Origin of the sequence: Streptomyces sp. NBC_01635 (assembly GCF_045209715.1) — a bacterium.
Taxonomy (GTDB): Bacteria; Actinomycetota; Actinomycetes; order Streptomycetales; family Streptomycetaceae; genus Streptomyces; species Streptomyces hirsutus.
This window is the reverse complement of sequence record NZ_CP109277.1, coordinates 7,208,069-7,233,610: the sequence shown is the minus strand read 5'-3', so window position 1 is coordinate 7,233,610 and position 25,542 is coordinate 7,208,069. Positions and strand designations below refer to the sequence as shown.

The window sequence follows — 25,542 nt, the reverse complement described above, 5'->3', positions numbered from 1 at the left end:
CATCCTGCCCGGAGGTGGATTGTGACGGGGCTGATTCCGTCAGGTCCTTTAAGCTTGTTATTTAACCTTTGCGGGCTTTGCGTTGATTGCGTTCGGTGATGCTTTCGGGTCGTCTGGTCGTTTTGCCGACGTCGTAGCGGGTCGCCGGGCGGCGGTTCTTCGATCCAAGTGGCCTGCCTGGTCCGGGCATTGAGGGTTTCGGTGCACGAGCCGGGCAGTGCAGGTGCGGGCGGATGTTCCTAAACCCCCGGCGGACACGGGCGGGGGTGAGCCGGCCGGGCTCGGCCGGCTTCTCCCAGGGGTGGCGGAGGTCGGCGGCGGCGTCGCGGGTGAGGCGGAGCTGGGTATGGGCGGCGACGATCAGCCAGGTCCAGCGGTCCGCGGCCTGGGGAGACCGCAGCTTCGGGCGGGTCCAGCCGAGCGTCTGCTTGATCATTCTGAAGGTGTGCTCCAGATCGAATCTGCGCAAGTACGCCTGCCAGCGCAGGTCGACATCCTGGCTGGTCATGCCGGTCTTCGAGGACCACAGCCAGACGGGCAGCGGGTCCTGACCGCCGGGCAGGCGGTCCACTTCGAGCCAGATAACGGTGCCCTCGATGACGGGCAGTTCGCCGTCGTGGTCGATCCACGCGCTGCGGGTGGTCAGCTTCGGGTGGAGGCGGTCGAAGGCCGTCGCGCGGGCGGTGCCGTAGCGGGCGGTGACCTGCACTGTCGCCCGGTCGGGCTCGCCCCAGGTGGCGGGCTTGGCGAAGCGGAACTCTCCTCCGTGTCTCGGTGGCCGTCCGCCCTGCCCCGGCTGTGTCCAGGTGGCAGGGACGGGCCTGCGCATCACCCGGTCCGCGCGCATCCGTCCCAGCACCTCCACCGGCAGGCCGGCCAGGAGGTAGGCCATGCGCGGGGCGTCGTAGCCGGCGTCGAAGACGATCAGGATGTCGGGGTCGCCGTCCTCCCACTGGCCGCCGTCGATCAGGTCGGTGACCACGCGGCGGACCTGGCGGGCGGTCACCGCGGCGACATCGTCGTCGGGGCCGAGGCGGAGTGCGTCCAGCAGCTGGCACCACGAGGTGCGGCCGGTCTCCAGCGCCGCGACGAACGAGTACGGCCAGCCGGGGACGAGCTGGTCGCTGGAGCGTCCGCTGCGTCCGTAGACGTGGCAGAACAGGCGGTCCGGGCTGCACGGGGCGTCGGGACGCAGCCAGTGGCTGACGTCGACGGCGAGGACGAGCCGGTTGTCGGCGGCCTTGGGCTGCGGCAGCACCGCCAGCGCCCGCCGCAGCCGTGCGGCGTCGATGCGGCCACAGTTCAGCGCGTCGTAGAGCGCGCCGTGCCCGCGGCGATGCTCGGCCACCAAGGTCAGGTCCACCGGCGAGGTCACCGGCCCGCTCTCGCAGAGCATCGCGTCCGCGAGTTCGAACAGGGTGTCCCCGCGCGCGGTCAGACAGGCGTAGAAGTCCTCCCGGAAGTGTGATGTGAAGTCGAGCGCCTCGTGCCGGGCATCGTGATGCAGCAGACTCACCCCTGCGGCCTTCGGTTGAGTGCGGTTCGGTGACAGAACGCATGCTCAAGCGGAGGCCGTCAGTCTGTCCGGCGAATGCCCAGGTGAGTGGCGATGTCCTACCCGGTGTTCGAGCCCGGACCATAAAGAACAAGCTAAGAGTGTCACTTCTGAGTTTTTCGTGTCGGGGTGCGGGGGTTCGCGGTCGGGTGTAGGCCGGAAGGTATGAGGTATCCCGATGGTGGCGGCCTGACCGCGCCCCAGCGTGACCAGCGAGAGCAGGTCCGTTTCCAGGCTGCCGAGATGTTCGCGCAGGGGGCGCGGCCGCCGCAGGTCGCCGAGCGGTTGCGTGTCTCGCAGAAGTCGGCCCGGGCCTGGCACGCCCAGTGGCGCGCGGGCGGGACCGGGGCGCTGCGCTCGAGGGGGCCCAGCGGGCCGTCCAGCCGGTTCAGGCCGCAGTGGCGCACGGAGCTGGCCGCCCTGCTGGAGCAGGGCCCGGCGGCGCACGGCTGGGTGGAGGACCAACGCTGGACGTTGGCCCGGGTGGCCACCGTCATCGGCCGCCGCTGGCACATCTCGCTCAGCGTGCCGCAGACCTGGCGGCTGCTGCGGCAGATGGGCTTCACGGCGCAGGTTCCGGTGCACCGGGCGGCCGAACGCGACGAGCAGGCGGTGGCCACCTGGGTCGAGGAAGTCTGGCCGGTGGTGGAACGACGGTGAGGGAGCAGGACGCCTGGCTGTGCTTCGCGGACGAGTCCGGCCAGGGCCTGCGCCCGTCCAAGGCTCGCACCTGGGCGGTGCGGGGCACCACTCCGGTGGTGAAGGTCAGCGGCAGGGGCGGCGGGCGGGTGTCCCTGGTCAGCGCGGTGTGCTGCCGCCCCGAAGAGCGCACCCGGCTCGTGTACCGGATGCTGGTGCGCCACCCCGGCCGCAGGGGTGAGAAGAAGGGCTTCCGGGAGCCGGACCTGGCGGCCTTCCTGGACGCAGTGCACCAGGAACTCGGGTGCCGGCCGGTCGTGCTGCTGTGGGACAACTCCACCCAGCACACCGACCGCGCGATGCGTGCCCTGCTCGCCGCACGTTCCTGGCTGACGGTGTTCCACTTCCCGCCCTATACACCGGATTTGAACCCTGACGAGGGCGTGTGGGCGCACCTGAAGAAGACGCTGGCCAACCTGGCTGCCTGCACCACCGACCAACTCGCCGCGCTGATACGGACCCGGCTCAAGCGGATGCAGTACCGCCCAAGCCTCCTGGACGGCTTCATCGCCGAGACCGGCCTCGTCCTGACGCTATGACAGGAGCAACGCACCCCGACACGAAAAACTCAGTTGTGCTCCCCAACCGAACCCCGCATGCGGTAACGCAGGCAGTACGGAAGGCGAGCAGAAGTACCACAGATCGGCTCAGGGGCCGGGCGAGCATGGATGCAGGCGCCGCTCGAAGGCGTCTTGATGGAATCCGATGGAGGGTCCGGCTCACCGGTTCTTGGGGGCGGGCGAGCCGACCCCTGAGCCGAGAGGCACGCTCATGACGCTGCAGATCGACTCGACGAAGGGGCTGATCTTCGTTGCTGGCTGCGTGGTGATGTATTTCGTCTTCAAATACACACGCCGGTCCCACCCCGGCCCCGCTAGCCTCGATCTTTCGTGATGGGCCGCCGACGAAGTCGGCGGCCCATTTCGTTGCCGATGGCGGCGGCCGGGCAGGTTGGGGGCCCGGGTGTCGTCTCGGGTGGACGCCGGGTTCCACTGCTCCGGGCTGGAAGCTTCTCTCGCGGGGATGGATGAACCCGCTGGTCAGCCGGGGTTTGGCAGGAGTGCGAGCCGTTCGATCGCGCCTGTGATCTCGTTGGTCCAGGGCCAGTGGCGGGCGAGGCGGAGGATGCGGCGCCGGCCGGTGGTGACGAGGTGGCCGGCGGCGGTGAACAGGCGGAACCGCAGGCGACGCGGTTCCCAGAGCCTTGCTTGGCCGGTCAGGGCGAGCATGGGCATCCAGGCCAGCAGATCCAAGGCGATCTGGACGATCTCCAGCCAGACCTGGTTCTGCGCGGTGGTGTGCAGGGGCAGGTTCCGCAGGCCCGTGGCCCGGGCGGCCCGGATCCGGTCCTCCGCGCGGGCCCGCAGCCGGTGACGGAGCTCGAGTTCGGTGATTGGCCGACCGGTGGTGTTGGTGGCGAAGCAGGTCAGGCGCATGCCGTCCGCATCCGTGAGCCTCAACTGAGCCCCAGGGTGGGGCCGTTCCTTGCGGACGATCAGCCGCATGCCCGTCGGCCATCCGTCGAGGAGGCTGCCGGTGAGTTCGGCGACCCAGGCTCCGTCCCTCACCTCGCCGTCCGGCTCGACGGCCGGCGTCCAGGCCGACGCCGGAATTTTGAGGACGTGCTGGTGGATCGTTTCGGTGATGACCATGCCGACGGAGTAGGAGAGCCAGCGGCCGCGCCGGGCCAGCCAGCCCACGAACTCGTGGGTGCCGCCCGCGGAATCGCAGCGCACGAGGGTCTGCCGCCCGCGCCGGTGCTTCTTCGGCAGCTGGGCCAGGGCCAGGCGGGTGGTGGTGATGTGGTCGGCGGCCGTGTTCGAGCCCGCGTTCCCGGGACGCAGGAGGGCGGCGACGGGCTCGCCCGTTCCGCCCGGGCCGTGGTCGGCGAACGCCATGAGCGGGTGGTGTCCGTAGGTTTTCTTCCAGGTCGGGGCGGCGTCCTGCTTGTCCGAGTGGGCCAGGACCAGCACTCCGTCCAGATCGACGGTCACCTGCCCGCCGGCGTCCGGAGCCCGGCCCGCGGCCAACTGCCAGACGTATTGCCGCACTTCGGAACGTGCGGCGCGGATCGCCGCCAGTGCCTTCCCGTCCGAGGCGGCGAGGGTGTCGATCAGGCGGGAGACCGTCGGGTCGGAGGCGACCGGTCCGAACACGGCCGGCTCCGACCGCAGAGCCGCGATGTCGGCCAGGCAGTCCCCGCCGAGTGCGACCGCCAGGGCGGCGTCCGTGAGGATCTTGCCGGGATCATGGACGGCCCGCGGCTTCCGCCACGGAGCCAGAGCCGCCGATATTGCCTGGTCGAGACCGGCCTTGCGGACGGTCTCGACCAGCAGGACCGAGCCGGCCTGTGAGACCACCGCCCGGCCGTCCCCCTGGACACGGAGACGGGGATAGGACCCGGTAGGCTTCTTCACCTGGAAAGTGCCTCTGGTTTCAGCGGGAACAAGGACCTAGACAATCCCCATTCTCGCTGGTCAGAGCAATGCCGGTGATTTAGGGCATCAGTGCAGGTAGAGCGCGCGATGACGAGTGTTCAGGGTGAGTAGAACCCTGGGATGCACAGGCGGTCCACCACGGACTGATGATGCGCCAGGTGATCTCGGGACAGGGCAACGGGGCTCCCGGTAGGACAGGAGATCGACCAAGATCCGACTGCCTGCGAGGGAGCCCCGTTGGGCGCTCAGTCTGCCATCGCTGTTGCCCCAGCCGTCACCACGGCGGTCCGTCCGGTGCCATCCCGAAGTCCCCGAAGGCGGTCGGAGCCGCAGTTCGGCGACCGGATCCGGCTCGGTGTACTCACCGAGGAGATCACACCCGAAGTAGTCGACGAAGTACTGGAGTTGACCGGAAGGACCGAGCGCCGCCGCAGGCTTCTCCCGGCCCGCGCGGTGGTCTACTTCGTCCTGGCCCTGTGCCTGTTCAGCAGCTCCGACAGCGCCGGGCCGCCGGGATACCGGGCGGTCCTGCGGACCCTGACCGAGAAACTGCGGCACCTGCCGGGCGGGCTCGTGCAGCGCCTGCCCACCAGTTCGGCCCTCACCCGAGCCCGCCAGCGCCTGGGAGACAAGCCGTTGCAGGCCCTCTTCGAACGCCGGTGCGGCGCACAGGCGACACCCACGACCCCGGGAGCATTCGCCTTCGGTTTGCGGCTGGTCGCCTGGGACGGCACCGCGCTGGACGTGCCGGACAGCCCCGAGAACGCCGCCACGTTCGGATTCACCGGCCGCGACGGCACCAACAAGAGCGGAAACCCACAGGTCAGACTGATGGCCCTGATCGAGTGCGGCACCCACGCCGTCATCGACGCGGCCTTCGACTCGATCGCCAGGTTCAGCGAGCACAAGCTCGCCCGCCGCCTGCTCGCCTCCCTGCGGCCCGGCATACTGCTGCTGGCCGACCGCAACTTCGCCGGCCACGAGCTGTGGGGCCTGGTCGAGGCGACCGGCTGCCACCTCGCCTGGCGGATCAAGAAGAACCTCGTCCTGCCGCCGCTGTGGGTCCTGCCCGACGGCTCGTACGTGTCCGTCATGCCCACCCCCGCCGAGGGCCAGCGCCTGGGCAACGCCCGCTTCCAGGGCCGCACCCCGACAGGGCTGCCCGACGGACACCTCGTGCGCATCATCGACTACACCGTCACCGTCCGGCCCCGGCACGGGCCGGTGCAGGTGGAGAAGTTCCGCCTCGCGACCAGCCTGCTCGACCACCGGCAAGCACCCGCACGGCAGTTGGCCCAGCTCTACCACCAGCGCTGGGAGATCGAGAACGGCTTCGCCGAACTCAAAAACCGCCTGCGCGGCGCCGGCTTCATCCTGCGTTCCAAAACCCCCGAGCTCATCTGCCAGGAAATCTACGCACTGCTCACCGTCTACCAGGCACTGTGCGCGCTCAAGGTCCACGCAGCCGAACAGGGCAAGATCGATCCTGACCGGATCTCCTTCACCACGACCGTGCGGCTCGCCCGGCTCACCACCGCCGGACAGACCGCAGCGAACCCGCAAGCCCTGCACGTCGCCCGCCTCGAAGTCGTCCAGGAACTCCTCAACGACCGCCTGCCCCCACGCCGCGACCGCCGCTGCCAGCGACTGAAGAAACCACCGCGGAACACGTTCGAAGCCAAACGTCGGGACGAGCCCCGCCCGCCCAGCCGCGTCAGCTACTCACTCAAAGTCACGCGGAACCCGGGATACCCACCCTCACCTGCGGAAACGCCCTAAATCACCGGCATTGCTGGTCAGAGGCACTTTCTGCTTGCCTGACCGTCTGCTGGACAGCCCATTTCATGAAAGCGCGAGGCTAAGTCCGGGGACATCGTCGGATCCATCACGGCGGGTGCGACCGCGATGGTGGTTCTTGCCTTCCTGGTAGTTCCGGAGGCGAAGACAGTGTCGGACGAGGTCCCGACGCCGACGCCGACGCCGACGTCGAGTTCAAGTTCAGGTCCGACTTCGGGTTCTACTCCGACTCCGGCTGCACCGTCGACCCCGACCTCGGCACGGTGACGACTTCACGAACGAGCTGTCGCCGCCTTCAAGGTGTCCTGCCCCGAACTTGCCCAGCGGAAGTCCTGGTGGCGACGTTCGATTGCCCCGACCCTCACCCCGCCACCCCTCCGCCACGCAGAACCTTCCCGTCGCACGACCCTGCCGACCCCCTGCGGCACAGGCCCCGCCGATCATTCCCTCCGCAGAGGCAACCCGCAGGTTCGACTCCCCGTCTCGATGTCTGAGAGCGCGTTTGATGCGGAACAGACCACCGGAACGGACGCGCGCTTAACCAGGGTTGAGGAGAGAGCTTTTGATACGTGGCCGGAAAGCATGGGCTACCGCGATAGCGGTGCTGACGGTGGCAGGGGTGGCGCCGGCGGGGGCGTACGCCGCCCCGGCGCCGCCGGACATACCCAGGGCTATAACGACACCCGACGCTGGGGAGACGCTGCCGCCCGGCTGGGGCATCGCCGGTGAGGACGGGCGGAACCACCTGGAGTGGCGCGCCCCCGAGCCGGTCCCCATGGGCGATGCGCGCGTGGAGTTCCGCGCGAATGGCGCGCTCGTGGGCGTCCCTGAGCCGCAGGACGATGGCCGGACCTTCCGGATCCCCCTCGACGAGGTTCGTACCGCCGACCTGGACGACCTGCAGGTCCAGGCCGCCGGGCGCCGACTCGACGAAGCCCCAGGCGCGGGCGCGAGCCGCAAGGTGAAGCCGTCGGCCCCGAAGCTCCCGCCCAAACTCCCTGCGGGGACCGTCGACCCGGGCAAGGCCGGCAAGTACGCCACCACCACTGGTGAGTACAGCCTCTCCTCCGTCAAGCTCCCGGGTCTCCCCGCGCTGGTCGAGATGCGCGGGGTCGTCGTCGCCCCGAAGAAGGCCCCCGGCAAGCGTCCGATCGCCCTGTTCCTGCACGGTCGCCACTCCACCTGCTACGTTCCCGGCAAGGACGAGGAGACCTCCGGCAACTGGCCCTGCACCAAGGGCAGCAAGCCGATCCCCAGCCACCGGGGCTATCTGCGCGACCAGAAGCTCCTTGCCTCCCAGGGGTACGTGACCGTCTCGATCTCCGCCAACGGCATCAACGGCCAGGACTGGAACGCCGAGGACGGCGGCGCGCAGGCCCGCTCCTCTCTGATCCGCAATCACCTCGGCCGCTGGGCCGACTGGGCCGCCAAGCCCGCCTCCGCGCCCGCGGCGGTGCGCAAGGGCCCGAAGACCGACCTGTCCCGGGTGCTCCTCGTCGGGCACTCGCGCGGTGGCGAGGGCGTCAACCGCGCGGTGATGGACAGCCTGTACAAGCCGCCGGCCGCCCAGGACGGCTACCGGTCCAGGGCCCGTTGGAACATCCGCGGCACGGTCCACATCGGCCCCACCCTCTTCGGCCAGAACCCGGTGCCCGACGTCCCCTCGCTCACGATCCTGCCCGGCTGCGACGGTGACGTCTCCGACCTCCAGGGTCAGGTGTTCACGGACGGCACCCGGGGTGTCAGCCGGGGCAAGGCCCTGCACAGCTCGGTCTACATGATCGGCGCCAACCACAACTACTTCAACAGCGAGTGGACCCCGGGCCAGGCCGAGGCCCCGGCCGAGGACGACTTCTGGCACGAGCCCGAGTCGCCGGACCCGCTCTGCTCGCCCGGCGCCGCCGGGCGGCTCTCCGCCAACCAGCAGCACAAGGCGGGCGCGACCTACATTGCCGCCGCCGCACGGCTGTTCGTCGGCGGTGACGACCGCGTACGCCAGCTCGTCGACGGCACCGGCCGCCGCGCTCCCTCCGCCGATCCCGCCCGGGTGCTGACCCACGCGGTCGGCGGCGATCGTGGCGCCAGCTTCCTCCCCGACGCCCCGCAGGGCCCGCTGAAGGTCAGCGGCGCCCGTCTGTGCGACGCCGTTGCCCCTGGCCGCTCCGCCTGCATGGGCGAGAAGGACCCCGGCTCCTCGCCGCACTTCGCGCAGTGGCGTCCCGAGCACGAGGCCGGCCGCCGTGCGGTCGCCCTGGACTGGAAGAAGCCGGGCACGGCCGCCCGCCTCACCCCGAAGAAGCCGGTCTCGGTCAAGGGCGCGGGAAGCCTCGCGCTGCGCGTCGCCGTGCCCCCGAACACCAGCGGCACCCGCTTCGACGTCAGCGTCAGGGACGCTAAGGGCAAGCGGGCTGTGCTGGGCAGCGTCGGTATCGACGGGCTGCCGGGCACCGACCGTACCGCCTCGTACTGGGCGCAGGAGGTCCGCGTCCCGCTCACCGCCGCGACCCGCGGCAAGCTGAACCTCAGCAAGATCGCCTCTCTGGAAGTGACCCCCAAGTCCCGCTCCGGCAAGGCGTGGCTGATGGACGCCTGGTCGTGGAAGCCGGGCACGCCCGCGGTGAAGGCCGCGCCGCTCGCCCGCGTCGACATCGGCCGCCTCACGGTCAAGGAGGGCGACTCCGGCTTCCGTACGTACCAGGTGCCCGTCCGCATCACCGGCAAGAACGCGGGCGCGGTCCGGTTGTACGTCATCGACCCGGACACCGGTAGGTCGACCGGCCGACTGGTCAAGGTCGGCCCCGGCACCGCCGGGATCAAGGTCAAGGTGAAGGTCGAGGGCAACAAGCGCTACGGCTGGGACAAGCCCCACGACATCCTGGTCAAGGCCGTTCAGGGCACGGTTATCGGAGCGGACGTCGGCGGTGTCACCGCCGAGAACGATGACCCGATGCCGGAGGTGACCATCGAGCCGGTGACCGCCGACGTCACCGAGGGCGCGCCGCTGACGTGGCGGATCTCCCTCTCGGAGAAGGCGGACATCGAGGTCTGGGCCGTGGCCCAGCTGGTCCCCGTCACCGGCGGCCGCCCGGAGCTGTCCACGGCCGACGTCGACCAGGAGTGGCTGTCCCAGCTCGTGGAGACGATCCCGAACCCGGCGGTCCCGCTCTCGAAGGTCGAGTACGGGACGCTGTGGACGACGATCGAGGCGGGCGAAAAATCCGCGGACCTGACCGTCCCGACCATCCGCGACCCGGTGAAGGAGCTGGCCGAGTACGTCCGCTTCCAGCTGACGGACGACGAGGGTGCGCCGCTGGGCCCGCCCTTCGAGGGCACGGTCCGCGACGCGTCGTAGCCCGCCCGGTGCACCAGGTCAGGCCTCTCCGCACTCCCGCGGAGGGGCCTGCTTCTGTCCGGGCCCCCGGGGAACGACTGTGCCTCCGCCGCCCGGCCGACCTCGCCGCGTACACCTGGTACCGGAGGCTCATGAGGTCCATCGCACAGGCTGATGAATGGACGGATAAGGGCGGCCAGGATGAGTCGCATGACCGTACTGAGGCCCTCAACCAGCTCGCGGACACCCCCGGCCACCTCGTGGACACCCCTTTCCCCCGTGGCGCCGCCGACGAGCTAGGTGGTCCGGGCCACACACCTCACCGCGCTGGTGGTCCTGCCGAGCGGGCCGTGGCGCATCGCCCTGGTGTGAGCTTCCCCCGCTGTGCGGGAGTGACTGACTAGCTGGTCAGGGCGGTTTGGCGGGGTTTCAGGTTCACCGGTTCGGCCGTTGCCTGTTCGGCGTAGTGCTTCTCCTCGAACTCGATGGGGCTGAGGTAGCCGAGTCGTTTCTGGATGCGGCGGGGATTATAGCTTGACTCTGTCGGGGATCTTGGAGTTTCGCGGCGCGACAGCATGATCAACGGGCATGCTCGGGTGGTTCCGATAACCGAAGCAGTTGTCGAGGTGCCCGTTGTCCCTCCGTCCCCGTTCCGGTGAGCAAGTCCCGTCTCTGACCGCGCAGATCGCGCGGGCGAGCAACCCGGATGGCACGACGGCGATATGGGTGAGAGACCGGCTCGATGGGCTGTGGCGCGACGAGGACTTCGCCGACTGGTACCCGCGCGACGGGCGCCCCGGCCTCTCGCCTGCCCAGCTGGCCACCGTCTGCGTGCTGCAGTTCCTGCTCAATCTGTCGGACCGGCAGGCCGCCGAGGCGGTCCGCTGCCGCATCGACTTCACATACGCCCTGGCCATGGAGCCGGACGACCCCGGCTTCCACCACAGCGTGCCGGCCGACTTCCGTGACCGTCTCACCGAGGGCGACCGCGCCGACCGCCTCCTCGACCTCGCGTTGGCCCGCCTCAAGGAGGCCGGGCTGGTGCGCGAGCGCACCACGCAGCGCACCGACTCCACCCATGTCCTGGCCGCGGTCCGCGACCTGACCCGCCTGGAGCTGATCACCGAGACGGTCCGCGCCGCGCTGGAAGAAGTCGCCGGCACCGCCGGTCATCTGCCAGACGATCTGGTCGATGAGGACTGGGGGCGCCGCTACGGCCGGCCGGTCCGCCTGGGCAAGAACCCCACCAAGCCCAGGACCAGGATCCTGGCCACTGGCAACGACGCCGTCCGGCTCCTGGAACACCTCTACCGGCACGGGACGGACCGGGCGTTCGGCCCTCGCGTCCAGGCTCTGCGCCAGGTAGTGATGCAGAACTACTACCGCGACGCTGCGGGCCGCTTGCTCTGGCGCACCGACGAGGACAGCGGGCCCGGACTGCCGCCCTCGTCCCGGGCGATCGTCTCTCCCTACGACACGTCGGCCCGCTACGCGCGCCACGGACACATCATCAGCTGGAAGGGGTTCGCCGCTCATCTGACCGAGACCTGTGCCCCCGACGGCCCCAACGTGATCACGGACGTGGCCACCACCGCGGCTACCACGCACGACAGCAAGGTCCTGCCCGGCATCCACACCCGTCTGCGCCGTCGTGGCCTGCTGCCCGCCGAGCATCTGGTCGACAGCGGCTACACCTCCCTGGTTCACCTGGAACAGGCCGCGCGTGATCACCAGGTCACCGTCTCCGGGCCACTCCGGGGCAACCCCACCCGGCAATACCGTCGGAACGAGGGCTTCGCCCGGGACGACTTCCACATTGACTACGATCGCCGGCAGGTCACCTGCCCCCAGGGCCAGGTGAGCCGGGGCTGGCACGGCCCCTACCCGACCTCCTCGCCGACCGCGGCCCCGCTGATTGTGGCTCGGTTCACCAAGGGCCAGTGTCACCCCTGCCCGGCCCGCACCCAGTGCACCACCTCCAGCGAAAGCGCCCGGAACGTGGGCTTTCCTCCGCGCGAACTACGCGACCTGCAACTTCGCGTTCGAACCCAGCAGCAGACCGCCGAGTGGAAGGCCCGCTATGCGGTCCGCTCCGGGGTCGAGGGCACGGTCAACGAGTTCGCCCACGGCCACGGCCTGCGCCGCTGCCGCTACCGAGGGCGGAACAAGGCCCACCTCCCACCCGTCCTGACCGCCATCGCCGTCAACATCGAGCGCCTCAGCGGACTGCCACCGACCGGAGAAGGACCCTCGCCCCGGCAGCCGACCGCCTTCCAGAGCTACCTTGATCAACGCGCGATCCCCCGCCTCAAGTCCTGGCGAACTCTCGGCAGCTGACCTCTCCAGTTCCAAGATCCCCGACAGAGTCAAGCTAAGTCCAGCTCCTCCATAGCCGTCAGGCGGAGCCCCACTCGCGATAGTTCTCCCTGACCCTGGCCCTGATCCTCTCCAAGCCGATGTCCGGTACCCGGCTCCCTCGGAGGTGAGACGAGAGCATGTCGATCGCGCTCGTGACGCATGCCTTCATCCAGGGGGTCTGCTGGTAACGGTGCTGCCCTGCCACCTCGTACCGCCTGGCGCAGTACAGAGGCTTCGTGAGCTGCTCGCGGATCTGAGAGGCGTTGGGCATCAGCATGATCGCCAACTCGGCGTCGTCCAAGTGCCAGATGGCTATGAACCGCCAGAGCTGGCGATCCTCGGGGACCTCTCCCGCAGTACCGCAGATGATCAGGTGCTGACGGAGCTGATACAGCTCCCCGAGGGCCTTCTCTCCTGCGACGTATCCACGGGCGTCCTGGCGTTCCTCCCGGGCCGTCGCAGCCTGGTGGCGTCGCTGGAGCCATCCACCGAGCAGGGCACCCCCGGCACCCACTATGGCACCACCGAACCCGATCAACCCCGCCAGTATCTCCGCCTGCATGGTGATCATCCTGCCGGGATGCGGGCGTTGACGGGGCTGATTCCGTCAGGGCCCTTCGAGCCCTACCCGCACGCCAGGGGCGCAGTCTCTTCACAACTCGTCCACATGTACGATCGCGCGTCACGGGATGAGGGGCTCCTACCTGCGATGACGCCTGTCGGTAACCCCTCCAGCGCTTGATGGAGGTTGTGTACGTGGGCATCAGTATGAGGAAGAGCAAGTCAACCTTGGTGTGCGGCGTCGTCGTGGTGAGTGCACTCATCGGGACGCTGACGGGGTGTGGCGACGCTCCATACTCGGACGCCTCGTCAACGACCAAGCCCAGCGCTACCGCGAGCGCCACGGCCGGCTCGCCGAAGCCCGTCAGCCCCTCGCCGGAGAAGCCCGTCACGCAGGAGCCGGAGGAGACGGTCACCCTCGAACCGAAGAAGGTCACGATGACCCTCGCGGAGATCGCCAACACCCCCGGCACCTTCGAGCAGTTCAAGGAGTTCGTCGCCAAGCACGGGACCGCCAAGCAGAAGAAGGCGGTCAAGCACCTCAAGGGGTGGCGGGGCTACAAGCGCAAGTAGGTCTACCCGGTCCTGGAGGCCAGCTCCGACTTCCCGACCATCAACTACGAGGCCATAGACGACGGCGACTGGGGGGAGGAGGGCAAGATGATGGACTTGGAGAAGCAGACCCGCTACATCGCCGAGGCCTTCGCGGCCTGGTGGGAGATCAATGAGACGGCGACCCTCCAGGTCTTCGACCGTGGCGGCGAGTACGCCGCTGGCTCCCCCTGCATCCGGCCCGACACTGTCGAGAAAGATGGGTCCTGTTTCTGACCCCTCGCATGTAACGGAGCCCGGGGCCAGGAGGTGATCCTCCAACGGTCCCGGGCTCCCGTCATGACGGCCCTCAGACAGGCGGCAACCCCTTCAGCTTCGGCTCCCGCATCTCCACCCTCTTCCGGGCCTCCCTCGCCGTGCCCTCGGAGTGCGGCAGACCCGCATCGCTCAAGGCGCTGACGATGTGCTTCGTCCCAGGACGCTTCCCTCCCAGCCGGTCGTAGAGCTGCCGGACGACCTGGTCTGCCGAGGGCCTTTGCGGGCTCTCGGAGACCTTCTCCGTCTCCGGGCTGACGCGGGCCGTCACTACGTCAGGTCGGACCGTCGGTGCGATCCTGACGGCCTCGACGGTCGGCGGGTGGAGAGCGGGAGCCCACTTGGACACAACGGGCTTCCACTGAGTCACGATTGCCGAGAAGACGCCCTGCGTCTCAGCAGCCACATCCCCTGCCAGGCCGGCAGCGACGACAGCGGCCCCCATGCCTTCATCCGCTTGGCACGACCGGCCTGCGACTGGTCGCCGCTACCTTCCCCATCTGGCTGATCCGTGCTGTCCGGCGTCGTGTCTGCCATCTGTGGCCCCTATGGTTCGCGAGAAGCACAGCGTGGCGTCAGCAAGCCAGCAAGCTTGCCAAGTAAGGCATCTAGCAAAACTGCCGCATACAGCACCGACATCCGTGCTCTGGGGCGGACGCGCGAGATCGTCGACCGTCTCAGTCGATGCGGACTACATGATTCCCTTCCAGTTCCACGGACGCGGCCCGCGGCGGCCACGCAGGCAGTCAACGCGGTACTGGGCCTGACCTGCCCACTCGGGATTGCTGGCGGCGTGCTGGGCGGCGTATGTCACCATGCGAAGTTCCCGAGCGCCAGCCAAGGTCGGGTAACCGGCCCAGGCGGTTACGTCGTACCCATACGCGGCACAGAACTCGTCGTACTCCGCCAGCGTGATCGCGCCTGTCGTCCGCGCTCGTACGGCTGTTGAGATCAGGTCCCATTCCGGTGGGCCCAGCGAGAAGCGCTCCAGGTCGATCATCAGCGGGCCCCCGGCAGTGCGGATCAGGTTGCCGGGCCAGGCGTCGCCGTGCACAGCACAGTCCGGATGCCCGTGCAGGCGCTCGGCCCACGCTGTCACAAGTTCTTGGTGAAGCCCCTTCAGCCACTGACGGTCCGCGCCAGTCAACGTAGTTGCTGCCTCCAAGCGCTCGCTGATGCGGACGAACGGGTCCAGGTACCCGAGTTCGAAATCAGGAGCGGGCAGCGCATGGAGGCGCTTGAGCAGCTGCGCGACCTCCGTGTGACTGCCGTGTTCGTGCGGCGGGAGTTCCTCCCAGAAGGTGACGGGCCGACCACCGGCCTCGACCGGTTGCCTGACGTCGGCGAGGCGGACAGCCGGCATGTGGTTCTCGGCCAGCCATCGCGCAACCCGTACTTCCCGGAGCGCGGCTGTGGTCTGGCCACGCCGCGCGATTCGGACCATCACGTGCTGTCCGGGCAGTCTCCATATCTGGTTCTCTGCCAGCCGTACGGGCTCGGCCCCGCGGGGGTCGAGCCCCACGGCAGCGCATGCCTGTTCGAGGGCCTCTCGGGCGGGGGCTGCTGCCGAGATGGTCATGCGGAGACCGTAGCGACAATGCGCTCCCGCAGGGCGACGGCCTCCGCCACCTTGGGATGCTTGGTGGCGAACGCCCCGAGCTGTCGCAGGTCGTCGGCGGCGCGGCGGGAGGTGAGCCGGCCCACCTCGTCCAGAGCATCGTGGCCGATGGCAGCCGCCTGGCGGGGATCGCCCTTGGCCATGATGAGTGCGGCGAGTTTCGTGCGGGAGATGGCCCGGGAGCGTTTGTAGGCGTCCGAGTGGCCCTTCACGGCGGCGTCAAGACGGCGGGCCGCTCGTCCCGGGTCCTGGTCCGCGAGGATGACGAGGTCGAACAGCCCGTGAGCGGTGTCGCCGTTGTGCTGGGCCTCGTCGTAGTAGGCCATCCACGGCGGCTCCTCGGACGGGCGAGCGTGGGAGAACGCTTCGTCGGCCTCGCCGACAGCGGCCATGCAGTCGCGGACGTTGCCCATCTTGCCGAACGCCCTGGCCCGTGCCGTGTGCAGCATGGCCCGCTCGGTGGCGGTAAGCCGGTCGGAACGCACCAGGCCCTTCTCGGCATGCGTGAGCCCGTCATCGGGCTGACCGAGCCACACGGCCTGTCGTGCGAGGAACGAGTATGCCTTCGCGCGCAGGTGCCAGTCCCCTGCTTCCTCGGCGCGATCGGCGGCGAAGAGGAACGTCGCTGTGGCGTAGGTGTGGTTGTAGGAATCGAAAGCCGAGGCGCCAACGACGATGCCCAGCCGGGAGACGGCAGCCAGGAGGTCGGACCGCAAAGTTTCCGGACACTTGGCGCCCAGGAGTCCGGCCGCCCACTGCATCACACGGCCGGCGACATCGCCGACCATGCCTCCGCCACCGAACTTGTTGTCCCAACCGCTGATCGCGGTGGCTACTTCCTGAACCTGGTCGACGTTGTGGGAGCTGATCGAATCGGGAAGCGTCAGCTCGGACGGGGCAAAACCGTGCGTGAGGTCTATGGGGGCAATGGCGGCCAGGCCGCTGACTTGGAGGAACGCGCGTCGGTCCACGGGCTCGGGGCTCCCAAGGCGAGGAGGTACTTCGTCACTGCCCAGGATGCGGCCTCGATGCACCTGAACCGATGTCTCCGGCCCCTTGCGAGAGCGTTTATCGGCATCAGGGCGCTTTTTATCGGCATCGCGGAGGCTGAAGGCCATCGGCCATGCCCGCTCGAAGACTCCGCCGGTCTCCAGCACCTTGTCCAGGCGCTGGGCCACCTCCAGCTGGCACGAGGGGTACTGCCCCTTCTCGATCGACAAGATCATGTCATCGCTGACCTGCGCTAACCGTCCCAGAGCCTTGGCCGAGAGGCCATCCGCCTTACGTCGGAAACGCAGCTCACTGCCGAACCAATCCTGCGGAGAGGCTCCCGGGTTGAGCGGCTTCTCTGGCTGCGGCATGTCCGTTCCCCATCCTCGCGATGCCGAACTCTTCGGCTCTCGGCATCAGGGCCTGCACGACGAGCCCGTGCTCTGCCTCAATGGTTGCTGACCGATTCGGTCCCAGTACACACCGCAACCGCCCCCGATGTAGGGCTTCCGGTGCAACGGACGGAGCATCGATGAGCACACTTCTTCAAAGCCCCGGCACGGGCCCATCGACCCGAGCCGCGTCCAGAAGCAGCCGGGGCCAACTCGACATGACCTTCCGGCTCGAGAAGAGGCACCTGGGTCTCGTGCGCGGTGTGGTGCGTCACCATCTCGCCTGGTGGGGGGTCAGCGGTGAAGTCGCCGAGAGCGTCCTTCTCACCGTGAACGAGCTGCTGACGAACGTGCTGGTGCACACCGGCCCGGATGAGAACGGGTGGCGCTCAGCGAACCTGCTCGTACAGCACGTCCCGGGCGGTGTCACCGCGGTCGTCCGCGATCAAGACCCTCGGCCGATTGTGCGGAAGACAGCGGCGCCTCTCGACCTCGGAGGCCGGGGCCTCGCTCTCGTGCGGGCGTTGGTCGACGAGTTCTCGGTGGCGATGTCCGGCGAGGGGAAAGACGTGTGGTTCTTCATCGCCGATCCCGAACATCATGCCCCGCAGACCGCCGAGCCCACGGAGTCGTAGTGCGCAGGGCGTACAGAACAGCTCAGTCATTCCCACTACACGCTGCGCTCCGCAGGTCGTTCGCTTGCGTCCGCCCAGTAGCTCGGGTCGAGCATCTCGCCCGGCCAAGCCGGCTGACGGACAGGGCCCCGGGGCCCCATCTGTTCGAAGTACGGCGCCAGGTCGATCACGGACGTCCCATCGACGGCATCGAGGTCGGTGACCAGAAGATCCCGACCGGCCACGTCGAGCAGCCGTGGGTAGCTGATCGCGAGCTGGTTCGGCCGGCGGTGATTGCGGTGCACAAAGGTCCCTGTGGCCGGCCAACGCCCGTTCCCTCGAGGACTGCGGGCATGAAGCTGCACCTCCTCCGGACGCGCCAGGTGAAAGCGCCACGTCACCACCAGGTGCGAGAACTCCTCGATCCCTTGCAGGGTTTCGAGCGGGTACTCGTCATGGAGACGGATGATCGACCGGACTCCTCCCTGATAGTCGTCCAGGACGCGGGTGTGTCCCCCCACGACCGTGGCGATCGGCCTGACCTCGTACGTGGAGACCACCGTTCGTTCCTCTCGCTCGGCAGGGCGCGTTGGGCGGTATCCCGAGGGTGGGGGCGCCGCCGCCCGGATCGGTGTTCAGCCTATGGTGCGGAGCATTTCGCGTGCGCGGCGGTCCAGCTCCACAACGGGTCGGCCGCCGCGGTGCCGTACGGGCGAGAGGTCGCTCTGCATGCGGACGATGACGTCGCGGGCGCGGCCGGAGTGGATGCCGGACATCGCATCGAGGGCTTCGCTCCAGGTGGCGCATGCCTCGTCGAGGCGTCCCTGCTGGACCTGGACTGCGCCGAGGTAGCCGAGGGTCACGCTGTGGGTGCGGGCGTACTGCTGCCGGCGTCGGGTTGCGACGCTGCGCTTGAAGTGGATCTCCGCGTCGAGCGGCCGGCCCAGGTCGCGCAGGGCGCAAGCGGTCTCGTGGGCGAGGGAGGCTTCCTGGAAGAAGCCCACGCGGCCCGGCGCCTCCCTGTTCTCGGCTCGGGCGAGGTCCCGCTCTGCGCGGCTGATGGCCGCGAGGGTTCCGGGGCGGTCGCTGTCGGCCGCGAGGGCTCGTGCGTGGACGATCGCGAGCAGGGCTTTCTCCCGGGGGCTCGCCTGGCCGTAGCGGTCGCGGGACATGGAGGCGTCAGCCAGGGCGAGTGCCCTGCGCGGGTGCCCGAGGTCCACGGCTTGGTGGGCGAGGGCGCGCAGGATGTGGCCGCCGAGCGGTCCGTCGCCGGCTTCGGCCGCGATGCGGGCGGCAAGGGTGAGGTAGCGCTGGGCGGTGCGGTGTTCGGAGGCATCGAAGGCCATCCAGCCGGTGAGGTAGGTCATCGCCGCCACGGCCGAGTACGTGTCGCGGCGGAGCTGTTCCGTGCGGAACCTGCTGCCGAGCAGGGGCACCGCTTCGTCGCGAAGGTGGCCGGCCAGGGCCGAGCGGCCGGCGGCTCCGCCGCGCTGCTGGTCTCGCGCGGAGTAGAAAGTCGTCAGGTCGCGGACATCGTCGATGTCAGCCTGGGTCGCCGGCCGCGGGGAGACCGCTGGCCGCTTCGCCGCTGCGGCGGGGGCGGCTGCCCACCACGAGGCGGTGGGCAGGGCGAGGCCGGCGGCCGAGTACGCGGCAGTCGCCAGCAGTTTGCGTCGGTGCATCTCGAGGTCGTCGCTTCCCAGCTCGGCCAGCACGGTCAGAGGGTCGACGCTCCAGTCGGAACCGCTGTCGGTTTGGCCTGTGGCTTCACCTTCCAGCCCGAGGTCGGCCAGGGTGAGGCGGCGGCCGAGTCTGCGGGACAGCGTCTCGCGCAGGATATGAGGTGCCTGACCGCTCGGTTGTGTGCCCTGCACCCACATGGCGATGTGCGAACGGGAGATGGCCTCCAGCTCACACACCCCGCTCTCCGCGGCTACCCGGGCGACCGCTGCGGCTGCTTGTGGCTGGGACCAGCCGGCTTCGCGCAGAAGTGCGGCGAGGGCTTCGTTTCGCGCACGGGCCATGGGCTGTCCCTCGGTTCCGAAATGATCTTTGACGCCTTTGACGGCCCCGGGGGTCGCGCAGGCATACCCTTCGGCGGCGATTCACGGTTCACTCAACGTAGCGACCAGATCACTCACTTTGTACGACGACCGACGCCGCCGCACGGCGAATCCCGATCAACTTGGCTTGATTCGAACAGGAGTTGTGTCATGCGTCTTTCGCTGGCTCCACGGCAGGCGGACGGTCAACGCGCCACGCCCAGCAGGAAGGCTCGCGTCACTGACGAGCTGGTCCGGCAGCGCGATCAAGCAACAGCCACGGCGGAGACGGCGGCGTTCGTGTTGGACGAGGGATCGCCGCTGCCGGAGACCGCTGCCGACGTGGAAGACCTCGCGAGGCGTCTGCGGGGTCACATCAATCAACTCGGCGTCATGGTGCCGAACGAGGAACCGGCACTGCGTCGCGCCCAACAGCTCGGCTCGGCGGGGGCCCCGACGGCTATGCGCCCAGCAGGGTGTACCTGGTCCAACTGGCCAAGGCGACCCAGGAGCTCGCCGCGACAGTGGAGACCTGCGGCAGCCACCGTGCGAAGCAGCAGCGGGGACGGCGTCGTTGGACGCCTGGAATCAACGTCCTGCGCGGCGCGGTCTTCGCCCTCGCACTCGCCTGTCTCGTGCTGGCTGCCTCCGTGCCCCGGACATGACCGTCACCGGAGCGGTTCTGATCGTCCTGATCCTCGGTCCCACAGCCTGGCTGGTTCTCCGCGGTGACCGCGCCCTCAGTCCCCGCAAGTCGGCGAGGAGACCTCACCGGCGCAGATCGAGTCGCCGCCGCGACGGTGCCCCGCCTCACCGACAGTTCACCGGCCGCCCCAAACGGCCCTGAAGCCCACCCCGTTCGCGGGGCCTAACGGAGATCTACACGATGAAACGCCTACCGCGCATCGAGCAGTACGACCCTACGACCGGGCGGCAACTGGGCAACTTCCTGCAGGCGTACAGCCACATCGGGGGGATCGGGTCCGCGCTCCTGCTGCAGCAGCTCGACGCGGGTGCTCCCGCGAGCCTGCCCGACGTGCTCCTGGTGGCAGGTGTCTGATGAACGCAACCGCCACGACCATGGTCATCCTGTTCGCCGCCGCGGCGATCGTCGCCGGGGCAGCGGCCTGGGTTGCCCACCGCCGCTGGCAGAAGACGCGGCAGCAGGCTCACCTCCTGGCCCGCGAACAACAGGCCACCGCGCGTGCCCTGCACAAGCTGGTCCACGAGACGCTGCCCCAGGTCCATCAGACGGGCGGCCGGATCTCCGTGCCGGCCGCTGCACCGGAACTGGCCGGCACCGCGGTCGGTGAGCATCTGACCAATGTGGTCAAGGGCACCGCCGGCGTCGTCCAGGCCGTGGTCCGCGAGACCCGGTACGCGGCGCACCAGGAGATCGAGCAGGCGAAGACGCGCGGCGCGGAGGAGTTGCGGCATGCGCATACCACCGCGCAGGAGGAGATCACTCAGGTACGGGCCACTGCGGTGCGGTCGACCGAGGCCGCGGTGCGCAGTGTGTCGTCGGCGCTGGTGGGCATGGCCGCCAAGACCAGTCGCAAGGTCAGCGAGGGGGTCCGCGCGCACGAGGACGACGCCGCGTTCGAGACGCTGACCGGTATCGACCACACCGTCCAGCAGATGCTGCTGGTCGCCCAGGGCTGGACCATCCTGGCCGGCGGCAAGCTGACCCGGCACTGGCCCACCACGACGCTGACCGACGTGGTGCGGGCCGCGATGGGCTCCGTCGAGGACTACCAGCGCGTGCAGCCCCAGGAACTCAACCTCGCGGTGAGGACCCGCGTGGTCGGGCCCGTGGTGCACACCCTCGCGCTCCTGCTGGACAACGCGCTGCGCTTCTCGCCACCGCACTCGAGAGTGCACGTGTCCTTCGAACAGGGCCACCATGGGGTCACCGTCTTCGTGGACGACAGCGGTCTGCAGATGACGCCGGAGCAGCTCGACGCCGCCCGGGACATCCTCACCGGGCAACGCACGGATGACATCACGCAGCTCGGTGCCCGCCCGCAGACCGGGTTCCGGGTCGCCGCCGCCCTCGCGAGTGCCTACGGATTCCGGGTCGATGTCCAGGCGCCCAACTCCCTGCTGGGCACTCGCGCGTTGCTCACCCTCCCCCAGAACCTTCTCACCACGGTGCCACAGGCACCGCAGCCGGCACAGGACGCTCCTCCAGCCGCTCTCGCCCCCGTCCCGGACGGTCGGCTCCCTGCGCTCACCCCGGTTCCTGCACCTTCGCAGCCCTCGCTTGCCCCCGTCCCCCCGACGGCCGGGGAGCCCGTCCACGAGCCCCCGGCTGCCCGAACGACGGCCAGCGGGCTGACGGTCCGCAGCCGCCGCACCACGCCCGCCGCCCCGCCTGCTCCTCGACCGGCCAACGCCGAGCCGGGACGGGCGAGTGTGATCGCCGCTTGGGCGCGCGGCACCCAGCGCGCCCGTGTCGAGCAGGACGCCCCCCACCCCACCGCCGACAACGACCAAGGACACTACGCATGACCGACAAGAAGATCGGCTGGCTCCTCGAAAGCCTGGAAGACACCGTCGGCGTGCAGTACGCCGTACTGGTCGCCGCGGACGGCATGAGCCCGGCCCACACCGACCGGCTGCCACGCGAACGTGCCGAGAAGATCTCGGCCATCGCCTCCACGCTGTGGGGAGCATCGCGGGCCTACGACCGGGAGACGAGCGGCGGGGGCGTCCGCCAGTTCGTCATGGAGTCGGTCGACCACATCTCCCTGCTCATCCCGGCCGGCGAGAACACGATGCTCGCCGTACGGACCGACAGCCCCCACGCGGACATCGGGGTGATCAGCGAGGCCGCTCTGCGCCTGGCCGCGAGCGTGGGTGACCAGCTGGGAGTCGAGACGCGCGTCGCCGGCGGCGCGCAGGCCCCGCTGGCATGAGCAGGCCGCGGCAGGACCCGGATCTGGTCAGGCCCTACGTCCGCACGGGCGGACGGACCCGCCCCAGCACGGACGTGCGTCTGGAGAGCGTGGTCTTCGCCGCGACCGGCACCCGTCCCGGCCTGAACACCGACGCACGCCGCGTGCTCGCCCTGTTCGCACCCGCGCAGGGCGGCGGGCTGGCCGTCGCCGAGGTCGCCTCCGCATTGGCCCTCCCGCCCTCGACCACCCGCATTCTCGTGGCCGACCTCATCGAGCACGGACTGATGACCCTCGCCCAGCGCCAGGACGACGACCGGCCCCCGGCCTCACTTCTCGAAAGGGTTCTCCATGGCCTTCGCGCTCACGCCTGACCGGTTCGTCGCGCCGACGGTGACGGAGACCGCGAAGATCGTGGTCGCCGGAGCCTTCGGCGTGGGCAAGACCACCTTCGTCGGCAGCGTCTCCGAGGTGCCCCCGGTGCACATGGAGGAGACCATCACCCGGGCGAGCGCCCTGGTCGACGACCTGGCCCGCACCCCGGCCAAGTCCACCACCACCGTCGGCGTGGACTTCGGGCGCAAGCACCTCGGCGACGACCTCGTGCTCTACCTGTTCGGCACCCCGGGCCAGGCCCGGTTCAGCTTCCTGTGGCAGGAGTTGATCGTCGGCGCCCTCGGCGCCCTGGTCCTCGTCGACCCGCGCGACCTGGACGCCTCCCACGAAATCCTCGGCCTCCTGGAAGAGAACGGCGTCCCGTACGCGGTCGCGGTCAACCAGTTCGACGGCGCCCCCTGCCACCCGCTCGAAGAAATCCACGAGGCCCTCGCGCTGGAGGGCCATACCCCGCTGACCGTGTGCGACGCCCGCGAGCGGGCGTCCTGCATGCAGGCCCTGATCCAGCTCACCGAATACCTCGCCCGTCTCGCGCACCGTCTGGAGCCCCGACCGTGAGCACCGCGACCCACCGCATCCCTCTGTACGAGCCGGACTTCGCCCAGAACCCGCACGCCGCCTACCGGCGCATGCGCGAGCAGTGCGGCCCCCTGGTTCCCGTGGACCTGGCCCCCGGCGTGCCCGCCACGCTGGTCGTCGGGTACGAGGAGGCCCGCCGCATTCTCGGCGACCCGCAGCGCTTCCCCGCCGACCCGCGCCGGTGGCAGACGTCCGTCCCCGACACCTGCCCCATCCGGCCGATGATGGAGTGGCGCCCCAACGCCCTGCGCTCGGCCGGCGCCGAGCACGCCCGCTACCGGGCCGCGAACACCGCCGCCCTCGGGGCCGTCGACCAGCACGCGCTGCGCGACCACGTCGAACTGGTCGCCGAGCAGACCATCAACGCCTTCAAGGCCGCAGGCAGGGCCGATCTGCTGTCGCAGTACGCCTGGCCCCTGGCGTTCCAGATGCTCAGCCACCTGCTCGGCTGCCCCGACGAGGTCGGCCACCGGATCGCCGACGGGATGGCGAAGATCTTCGACGGGGTCAACGCCTCCATTGGCAACCGGATCCTCCTCCAGGCCGTCGCGGACCTCGTCGCCCTGCGCCGCCGGCACCCCGGCAACGACGTGACCAGCAGACTCCTCACCCACGTCACCCGGCTCGACGACACCGAGATGGGCCAGCAGCTCATCACCCTCTACGGGGCCGGCATCGAACCCCTGACCAACCTCATCACGAACACCCTCCTGGAGATGCTCACCAACCCCGAGTTCTCCGGGGACCTGCACGCCGGCGACGCCTCCGTCCGCGAGGCCCTGGACAGCGTCCTCTACCGTGACCCCCCGCTCGCGAACTTCGCGATGACCTACCCGCCCCGCCCGGCCGACATCGGCGGATTCCTGCTGCCGGCCGACCAGCCGGTGGTCATCAGCTACGCGGCCTGCAACAACGACCCCGCCCTGGGGACTCACCGGCCGCTGGGCAACCGGGCCCACCTCGCCTGGGGCGCCGGCCCGCACCGCTGCCCGGCCAGCTCGCACGCCTACCTCATCGCCGAAGCCGCCATCCTCCACATCCTCGACGCGCTGCCCGAGATGGACCTCGACGGCCACCGCGACGACCTCACCTGGCGCCCCGGCCCCTTCCACCGCTCCCTGACCACCCTGCCCATCACCTTCCCCCTTAGCTGAAAGCGAGCCCACCGTGCCCGAACAGCAGATACTCGTCCTCGACCCCACCGCCACCGATCCAGACGCCGAACACCAGGCCCTGCGCGAGCGCGGCCCGGCGACCCTGGTGGACATCCTCGGCGTGCGTGCCTGGTCCGTCTCCGACCCTGCCCTCCTCAAGCGACTGTTGACCAGCAAGGACATCTCCAAGGACGGCCGCGCCCACTGGCCGGCCTTCGCCGAGACCGTGCCCACCTGGCCGCTGGCCCTGTGGGTGGCGGTGGAGAACATGTTCACCGCCTACGGCGCCAACCACAGCCGTCTGCGCCGCATGGTCGCCCCCGCCCTCTCGGCCCGCCGCACCGCCGCCCTCCAGCCGGACATCGAGGCCCTCGTGACCGGCATCCTCGACGACCTCGACGACCTCCCGGCCGGTGAGACGGTCGACCTGCGCGAGCACCTCGCCTACCCGCTCCCGATCGCCGTCATCGGCAAGCTGATGGGCGTGCCCGCCGACCGGCGCACCGAGTTCCGCACCGTGGTGGACAACGTGTTCGCCACCCACCTCACCGCCGAGGAGCAGGCCGCGAACACCGCCGCCCTCTACGGCCTCTTGGACGCCTTGATCGAGACCAAGCGCAGTGAGCCCGGCGAGGACATGACCTCGCTGCTGATCGCCACCCGCGACGACGAGGGCGACGGTTCCGCCCTCAGCCACGCCGAGCTGCGCGACACGCTCCTTCTGATGATCAGCGCCGGGTACGAGACCACCGTCAACGTCATCGACCAGGCCATCACCACCCTGCTGTCCGATCCGCAGCAGCTCGCCCACGTCCGAGACGGACGGTGCACTTGGCAGGACATCGTCGAGGAGACGCTGCGGCACGAGCCCGCGGTCAAGCACCTTCCCCTGCGCTACGCCCGGATCGACATCACGCTCCCCGACGGACAGACGATCAAGGCCGGGGAGGCGATCCTCGCCTCCTACGCCGCCGCCAACCGCCACCCCGACTGGCACCAGGACGCCGACCGCTTCGACGCCATCCGCCCCAGCAAGGAGCACCTCGCCTTCGGGCACGGCGTCCACTTCTGCCTCGGCGCCCCGCTGGCCCGCCTCGAAGTCGCCACGGCCCTGCGCCTGCTCTTCGAGCGCTTCCCCGACGCCCAGCTCGCCACCGGACACGAGGAGCTGCGGAGGCTGCCGAGCCTGATCAGCAACGGACACACCACCGTCCCCGTGCGCCTGCGCCCGACGACGACCAGCTGACCGACATC

25 protein-coding genes are annotated in these 25,542 nt (G+C 69.6%); 17 read left to right on the top strand and 8 right to left on the bottom strand.

Features of this window, described 5'->3' with window-relative positions:
• Positions 1-61 precede the first annotated feature (61 nt).
• Positions 62-1,510: an NF041680 family putative transposase gene (locus OHB56_RS33610; protein WP_406359267.1), complete on the bottom strand. Its 1,449-nt coding sequence runs from the start codon at positions 1,508-1,510 to the stop codon at positions 62-64.
• 210 nt (positions 1,511-1,720) lie between these two features.
• On the opposite strand from OHB56_RS33610, the gene OHB56_RS33605 reads away from it, so the two are divergent.
• The 3 genes from OHB56_RS33605 to OHB56_RS33595 all read left to right on the top strand — a co-directional run bounded on the left by OHB56_RS33605 (position 1,721) and on the right by OHB56_RS33595 (position 3,148).
• A complete protein-coding gene (locus OHB56_RS33605) occupies positions 1,721-2,215 on the top strand; it encodes a winged helix-turn-helix domain-containing protein (protein WP_406357441.1) in 495 nt (164 codons plus the stop codon).
• Positions 2,212-2,793, top strand: coding sequence for a transposase (locus OHB56_RS33600; RefSeq protein ID WP_406357439.1), 582 nt, complete (start codon positions 2,212-2,214; stop codon positions 2,791-2,793). The genes OHB56_RS33605 and OHB56_RS33600 overlap by 4 nt, the downstream gene beginning before the upstream one ends.
• Before the next feature lie 232 nt (positions 2,794-3,025).
• Entirely contained in the window at positions 3,026-3,148 is a 123-nt protein-coding gene (locus OHB56_RS33595) for a hypothetical protein (RefSeq protein ID WP_406357437.1), read from the top strand.
• 146 nt (positions 3,149-3,294) lie between these two features.
• Here the strand turns inward: OHB56_RS33595 and OHB56_RS33590 are convergent, their stop codons facing one another.
• Positions 3,295-4,671: an IS1380 family transposase gene (locus tag OHB56_RS33590; RefSeq protein WP_406357435.1), complete on the bottom strand. Its 1,377-nt coding sequence runs from the start codon at positions 4,669-4,671 to the stop codon at positions 3,295-3,297.
• 315 nt (positions 4,672-4,986) lie between these two features.
• Between OHB56_RS33590 and OHB56_RS33585 the strand changes: the two genes are divergently transcribed.
• The 3 genes from OHB56_RS33585 to OHB56_RS33575 all read left to right on the top strand — a co-directional run bounded on the left by OHB56_RS33585 (position 4,987) and on the right by OHB56_RS33575 (position 12,157).
• Entirely contained in the window at positions 4,987-6,471 is a 1,485-nt protein-coding gene (locus OHB56_RS33585; protein ID WP_406357434.1) for an IS4 family transposase, read from the top strand.
• Between the two features lie 580 nt (positions 6,472-7,051).
• Positions 7,052-9,841 (top strand): hypothetical protein, encoded by a 2,790-nt coding sequence (locus tag OHB56_RS33580; RefSeq protein WP_406357432.1) that lies wholly within the window; start codon positions 7,052-7,054, stop codon positions 9,839-9,841.
• 705 nt (positions 9,842-10,546) lie between these two features.
• A complete protein-coding gene (locus OHB56_RS33575) occupies positions 10,547-12,157 on the top strand; it encodes an IS1182 family transposase (RefSeq protein ID WP_406357431.1) in 1,611 nt (536 codons plus the stop codon).
• Between the two features lie 58 nt (positions 12,158-12,215).
• On the opposite strand, the gene OHB56_RS33570 is transcribed toward OHB56_RS33575, so the two are convergent.
• On the bottom strand, positions 12,216-12,749 hold the full coding sequence (locus OHB56_RS33570) for a hypothetical protein (protein WP_406357429.1): 534 nt from the start codon (positions 12,747-12,749) through the stop codon (positions 12,216-12,218).
• Positions 12,750-12,988: 239 nt separating this feature from the next.
• Here OHB56_RS33570 and OHB56_RS33565 point away from each other — a divergent pair, with 239 nt between their 5' ends.
• Both OHB56_RS33565 and OHB56_RS33560 read left to right on the top strand, forming a co-directional pair.
• Positions 12,989-13,312, top strand: a complete 324-nt coding sequence (locus OHB56_RS33565) for a hypothetical protein (RefSeq protein ID WP_406357427.1) — start codon at positions 12,989-12,991, stop codon at positions 13,310-13,312.
• An 87-nt stretch (positions 13,313-13,399) separates the two neighbouring features.
• The gene (locus OHB56_RS33560; protein ID WP_406357425.1) at positions 13,400-13,567 is read left to right on the top strand and encodes a hypothetical protein; all 168 of its coding nucleotides are present in this window, start codon (positions 13,400-13,402) and stop codon (positions 13,565-13,567) included.
• A 73-nt stretch (positions 13,568-13,640) separates the two neighbouring features.
• On the opposite strand, the gene OHB56_RS33555 is transcribed toward OHB56_RS33560, so the two are convergent.
• The 3 genes from OHB56_RS33555 to OHB56_RS33545 all read right to left on the bottom strand — a co-directional run bounded on the left by OHB56_RS33555 (position 13,641) and on the right by OHB56_RS33545 (position 16,585).
• Positions 13,641-14,051 (bottom strand): hypothetical protein, encoded by a 411-nt coding sequence (locus OHB56_RS33555; protein ID WP_406357423.1) that lies wholly within the window; start codon positions 14,049-14,051, stop codon positions 13,641-13,643.
• A gap of 246 nt (positions 14,052-14,297) precedes the next feature.
• Positions 14,298-15,185, bottom strand: coding sequence for a phosphotransferase family protein (locus OHB56_RS33550; RefSeq protein WP_406357421.1), 888 nt, complete (start codon positions 15,183-15,185; stop codon positions 14,298-14,300).
• Positions 15,182-16,585, bottom strand: a complete 1,404-nt coding sequence (locus OHB56_RS33545; protein WP_406357419.1) for a helix-turn-helix domain-containing protein — start codon at positions 16,583-16,585, stop codon at positions 15,182-15,184. The genes OHB56_RS33550 and OHB56_RS33545 overlap by 4 nt, the downstream gene beginning before the upstream one ends.
• Positions 16,586-16,824: 239 nt before the next feature.
• On the opposite strand from OHB56_RS33545, the gene OHB56_RS33540 reads away from it, so the two are divergent.
• Complete coding sequence (locus tag OHB56_RS33540) at positions 16,825-17,241, top strand: ATP-binding protein (RefSeq protein ID WP_406357417.1); 417 nt, start codon at positions 16,825-16,827, stop codon at positions 17,239-17,241.
• A 35-nt stretch (positions 17,242-17,276) separates the two neighbouring features.
• Here OHB56_RS33540 and OHB56_RS33535 read toward each other — a convergent pair whose 3' ends face one another.
• Together OHB56_RS33535 and OHB56_RS33530 are read right to left on the bottom strand one after the other, a co-directional pair.
• Positions 17,277-17,780, bottom strand: coding sequence for an SAM-dependent methyltransferase (locus OHB56_RS33535; RefSeq protein WP_406357415.1), 504 nt, complete (start codon positions 17,778-17,780; stop codon positions 17,277-17,279).
• A 75-nt stretch (positions 17,781-17,855) separates the two neighbouring features.
• A complete protein-coding gene (locus OHB56_RS33530) occupies positions 17,856-19,244 on the bottom strand; it encodes a Tat pathway signal protein (RefSeq protein WP_406357413.1) in 1,389 nt (462 codons plus the stop codon).
• Between the two features lie 494 nt (positions 19,245-19,738).
• Between OHB56_RS33530 and OHB56_RS33525 the strand changes: the two genes are divergently transcribed.
• The 8 genes from OHB56_RS33525 (at position 19,739) to OHB56_RS33490 (ending at position 25,534) form a co-directional block, all read left to right on the top strand.
• Positions 19,739-19,927, top strand: a complete 189-nt coding sequence (locus OHB56_RS33525; RefSeq protein WP_406357412.1) for a hypothetical protein — start codon at positions 19,739-19,741, stop codon at positions 19,925-19,927.
• Between the two features lie 221 nt (positions 19,928-20,148).
• Positions 20,149-20,322, top strand: coding sequence for a hypothetical protein (locus OHB56_RS33520; protein ID WP_406359328.1), 174 nt, complete (start codon positions 20,149-20,151; stop codon positions 20,320-20,322).
• On the top strand, positions 20,322-21,773 hold the full coding sequence (locus tag OHB56_RS33515; protein WP_406357410.1) for an ATP-binding protein: 1,452 nt from the start codon (positions 20,322-20,324) through the stop codon (positions 21,771-21,773). The genes OHB56_RS33520 and OHB56_RS33515 overlap by 1 nt, the downstream gene beginning before the upstream one ends.
• On the top strand, positions 21,770-22,180 hold the full coding sequence (locus OHB56_RS33510; RefSeq protein WP_406357408.1) for a roadblock/LC7 domain-containing protein: 411 nt from the start codon (positions 21,770-21,772) through the stop codon (positions 22,178-22,180). Before OHB56_RS33515 ends, OHB56_RS33510 begins: the two co-directional genes overlap by 4 nt.
• Positions 22,177-22,533, top strand: coding sequence for a DUF742 domain-containing protein (locus OHB56_RS33505; RefSeq protein WP_326751221.1), 357 nt, complete (start codon positions 22,177-22,179; stop codon positions 22,531-22,533). Before OHB56_RS33510 ends, OHB56_RS33505 begins: the two co-directional genes overlap by 4 nt.
• Positions 22,511-23,113, top strand: coding sequence for a GTP-binding protein (locus OHB56_RS33500; RefSeq protein WP_406357406.1), 603 nt, complete (start codon positions 22,511-22,513; stop codon positions 23,111-23,113). Before OHB56_RS33505 ends, OHB56_RS33500 begins: the two co-directional genes overlap by 23 nt.
• On the top strand, positions 23,110-24,288 hold the full coding sequence (locus tag OHB56_RS33495) for a cytochrome P450 (protein WP_406357404.1): 1,179 nt from the start codon (positions 23,110-23,112) through the stop codon (positions 24,286-24,288). The genes OHB56_RS33500 and OHB56_RS33495 overlap by 4 nt, the downstream gene beginning before the upstream one ends.
• 13 nt (positions 24,289-24,301) lie before the next feature.
• The gene (locus tag OHB56_RS33490; RefSeq protein ID WP_406357402.1) at positions 24,302-25,534 is read left to right on the top strand and encodes a cytochrome P450; all 1,233 of its coding nucleotides are present in this window, start codon (positions 24,302-24,304) and stop codon (positions 25,532-25,534) included.
• Positions 25,535-25,542 lie beyond the last annotated feature (8 nt).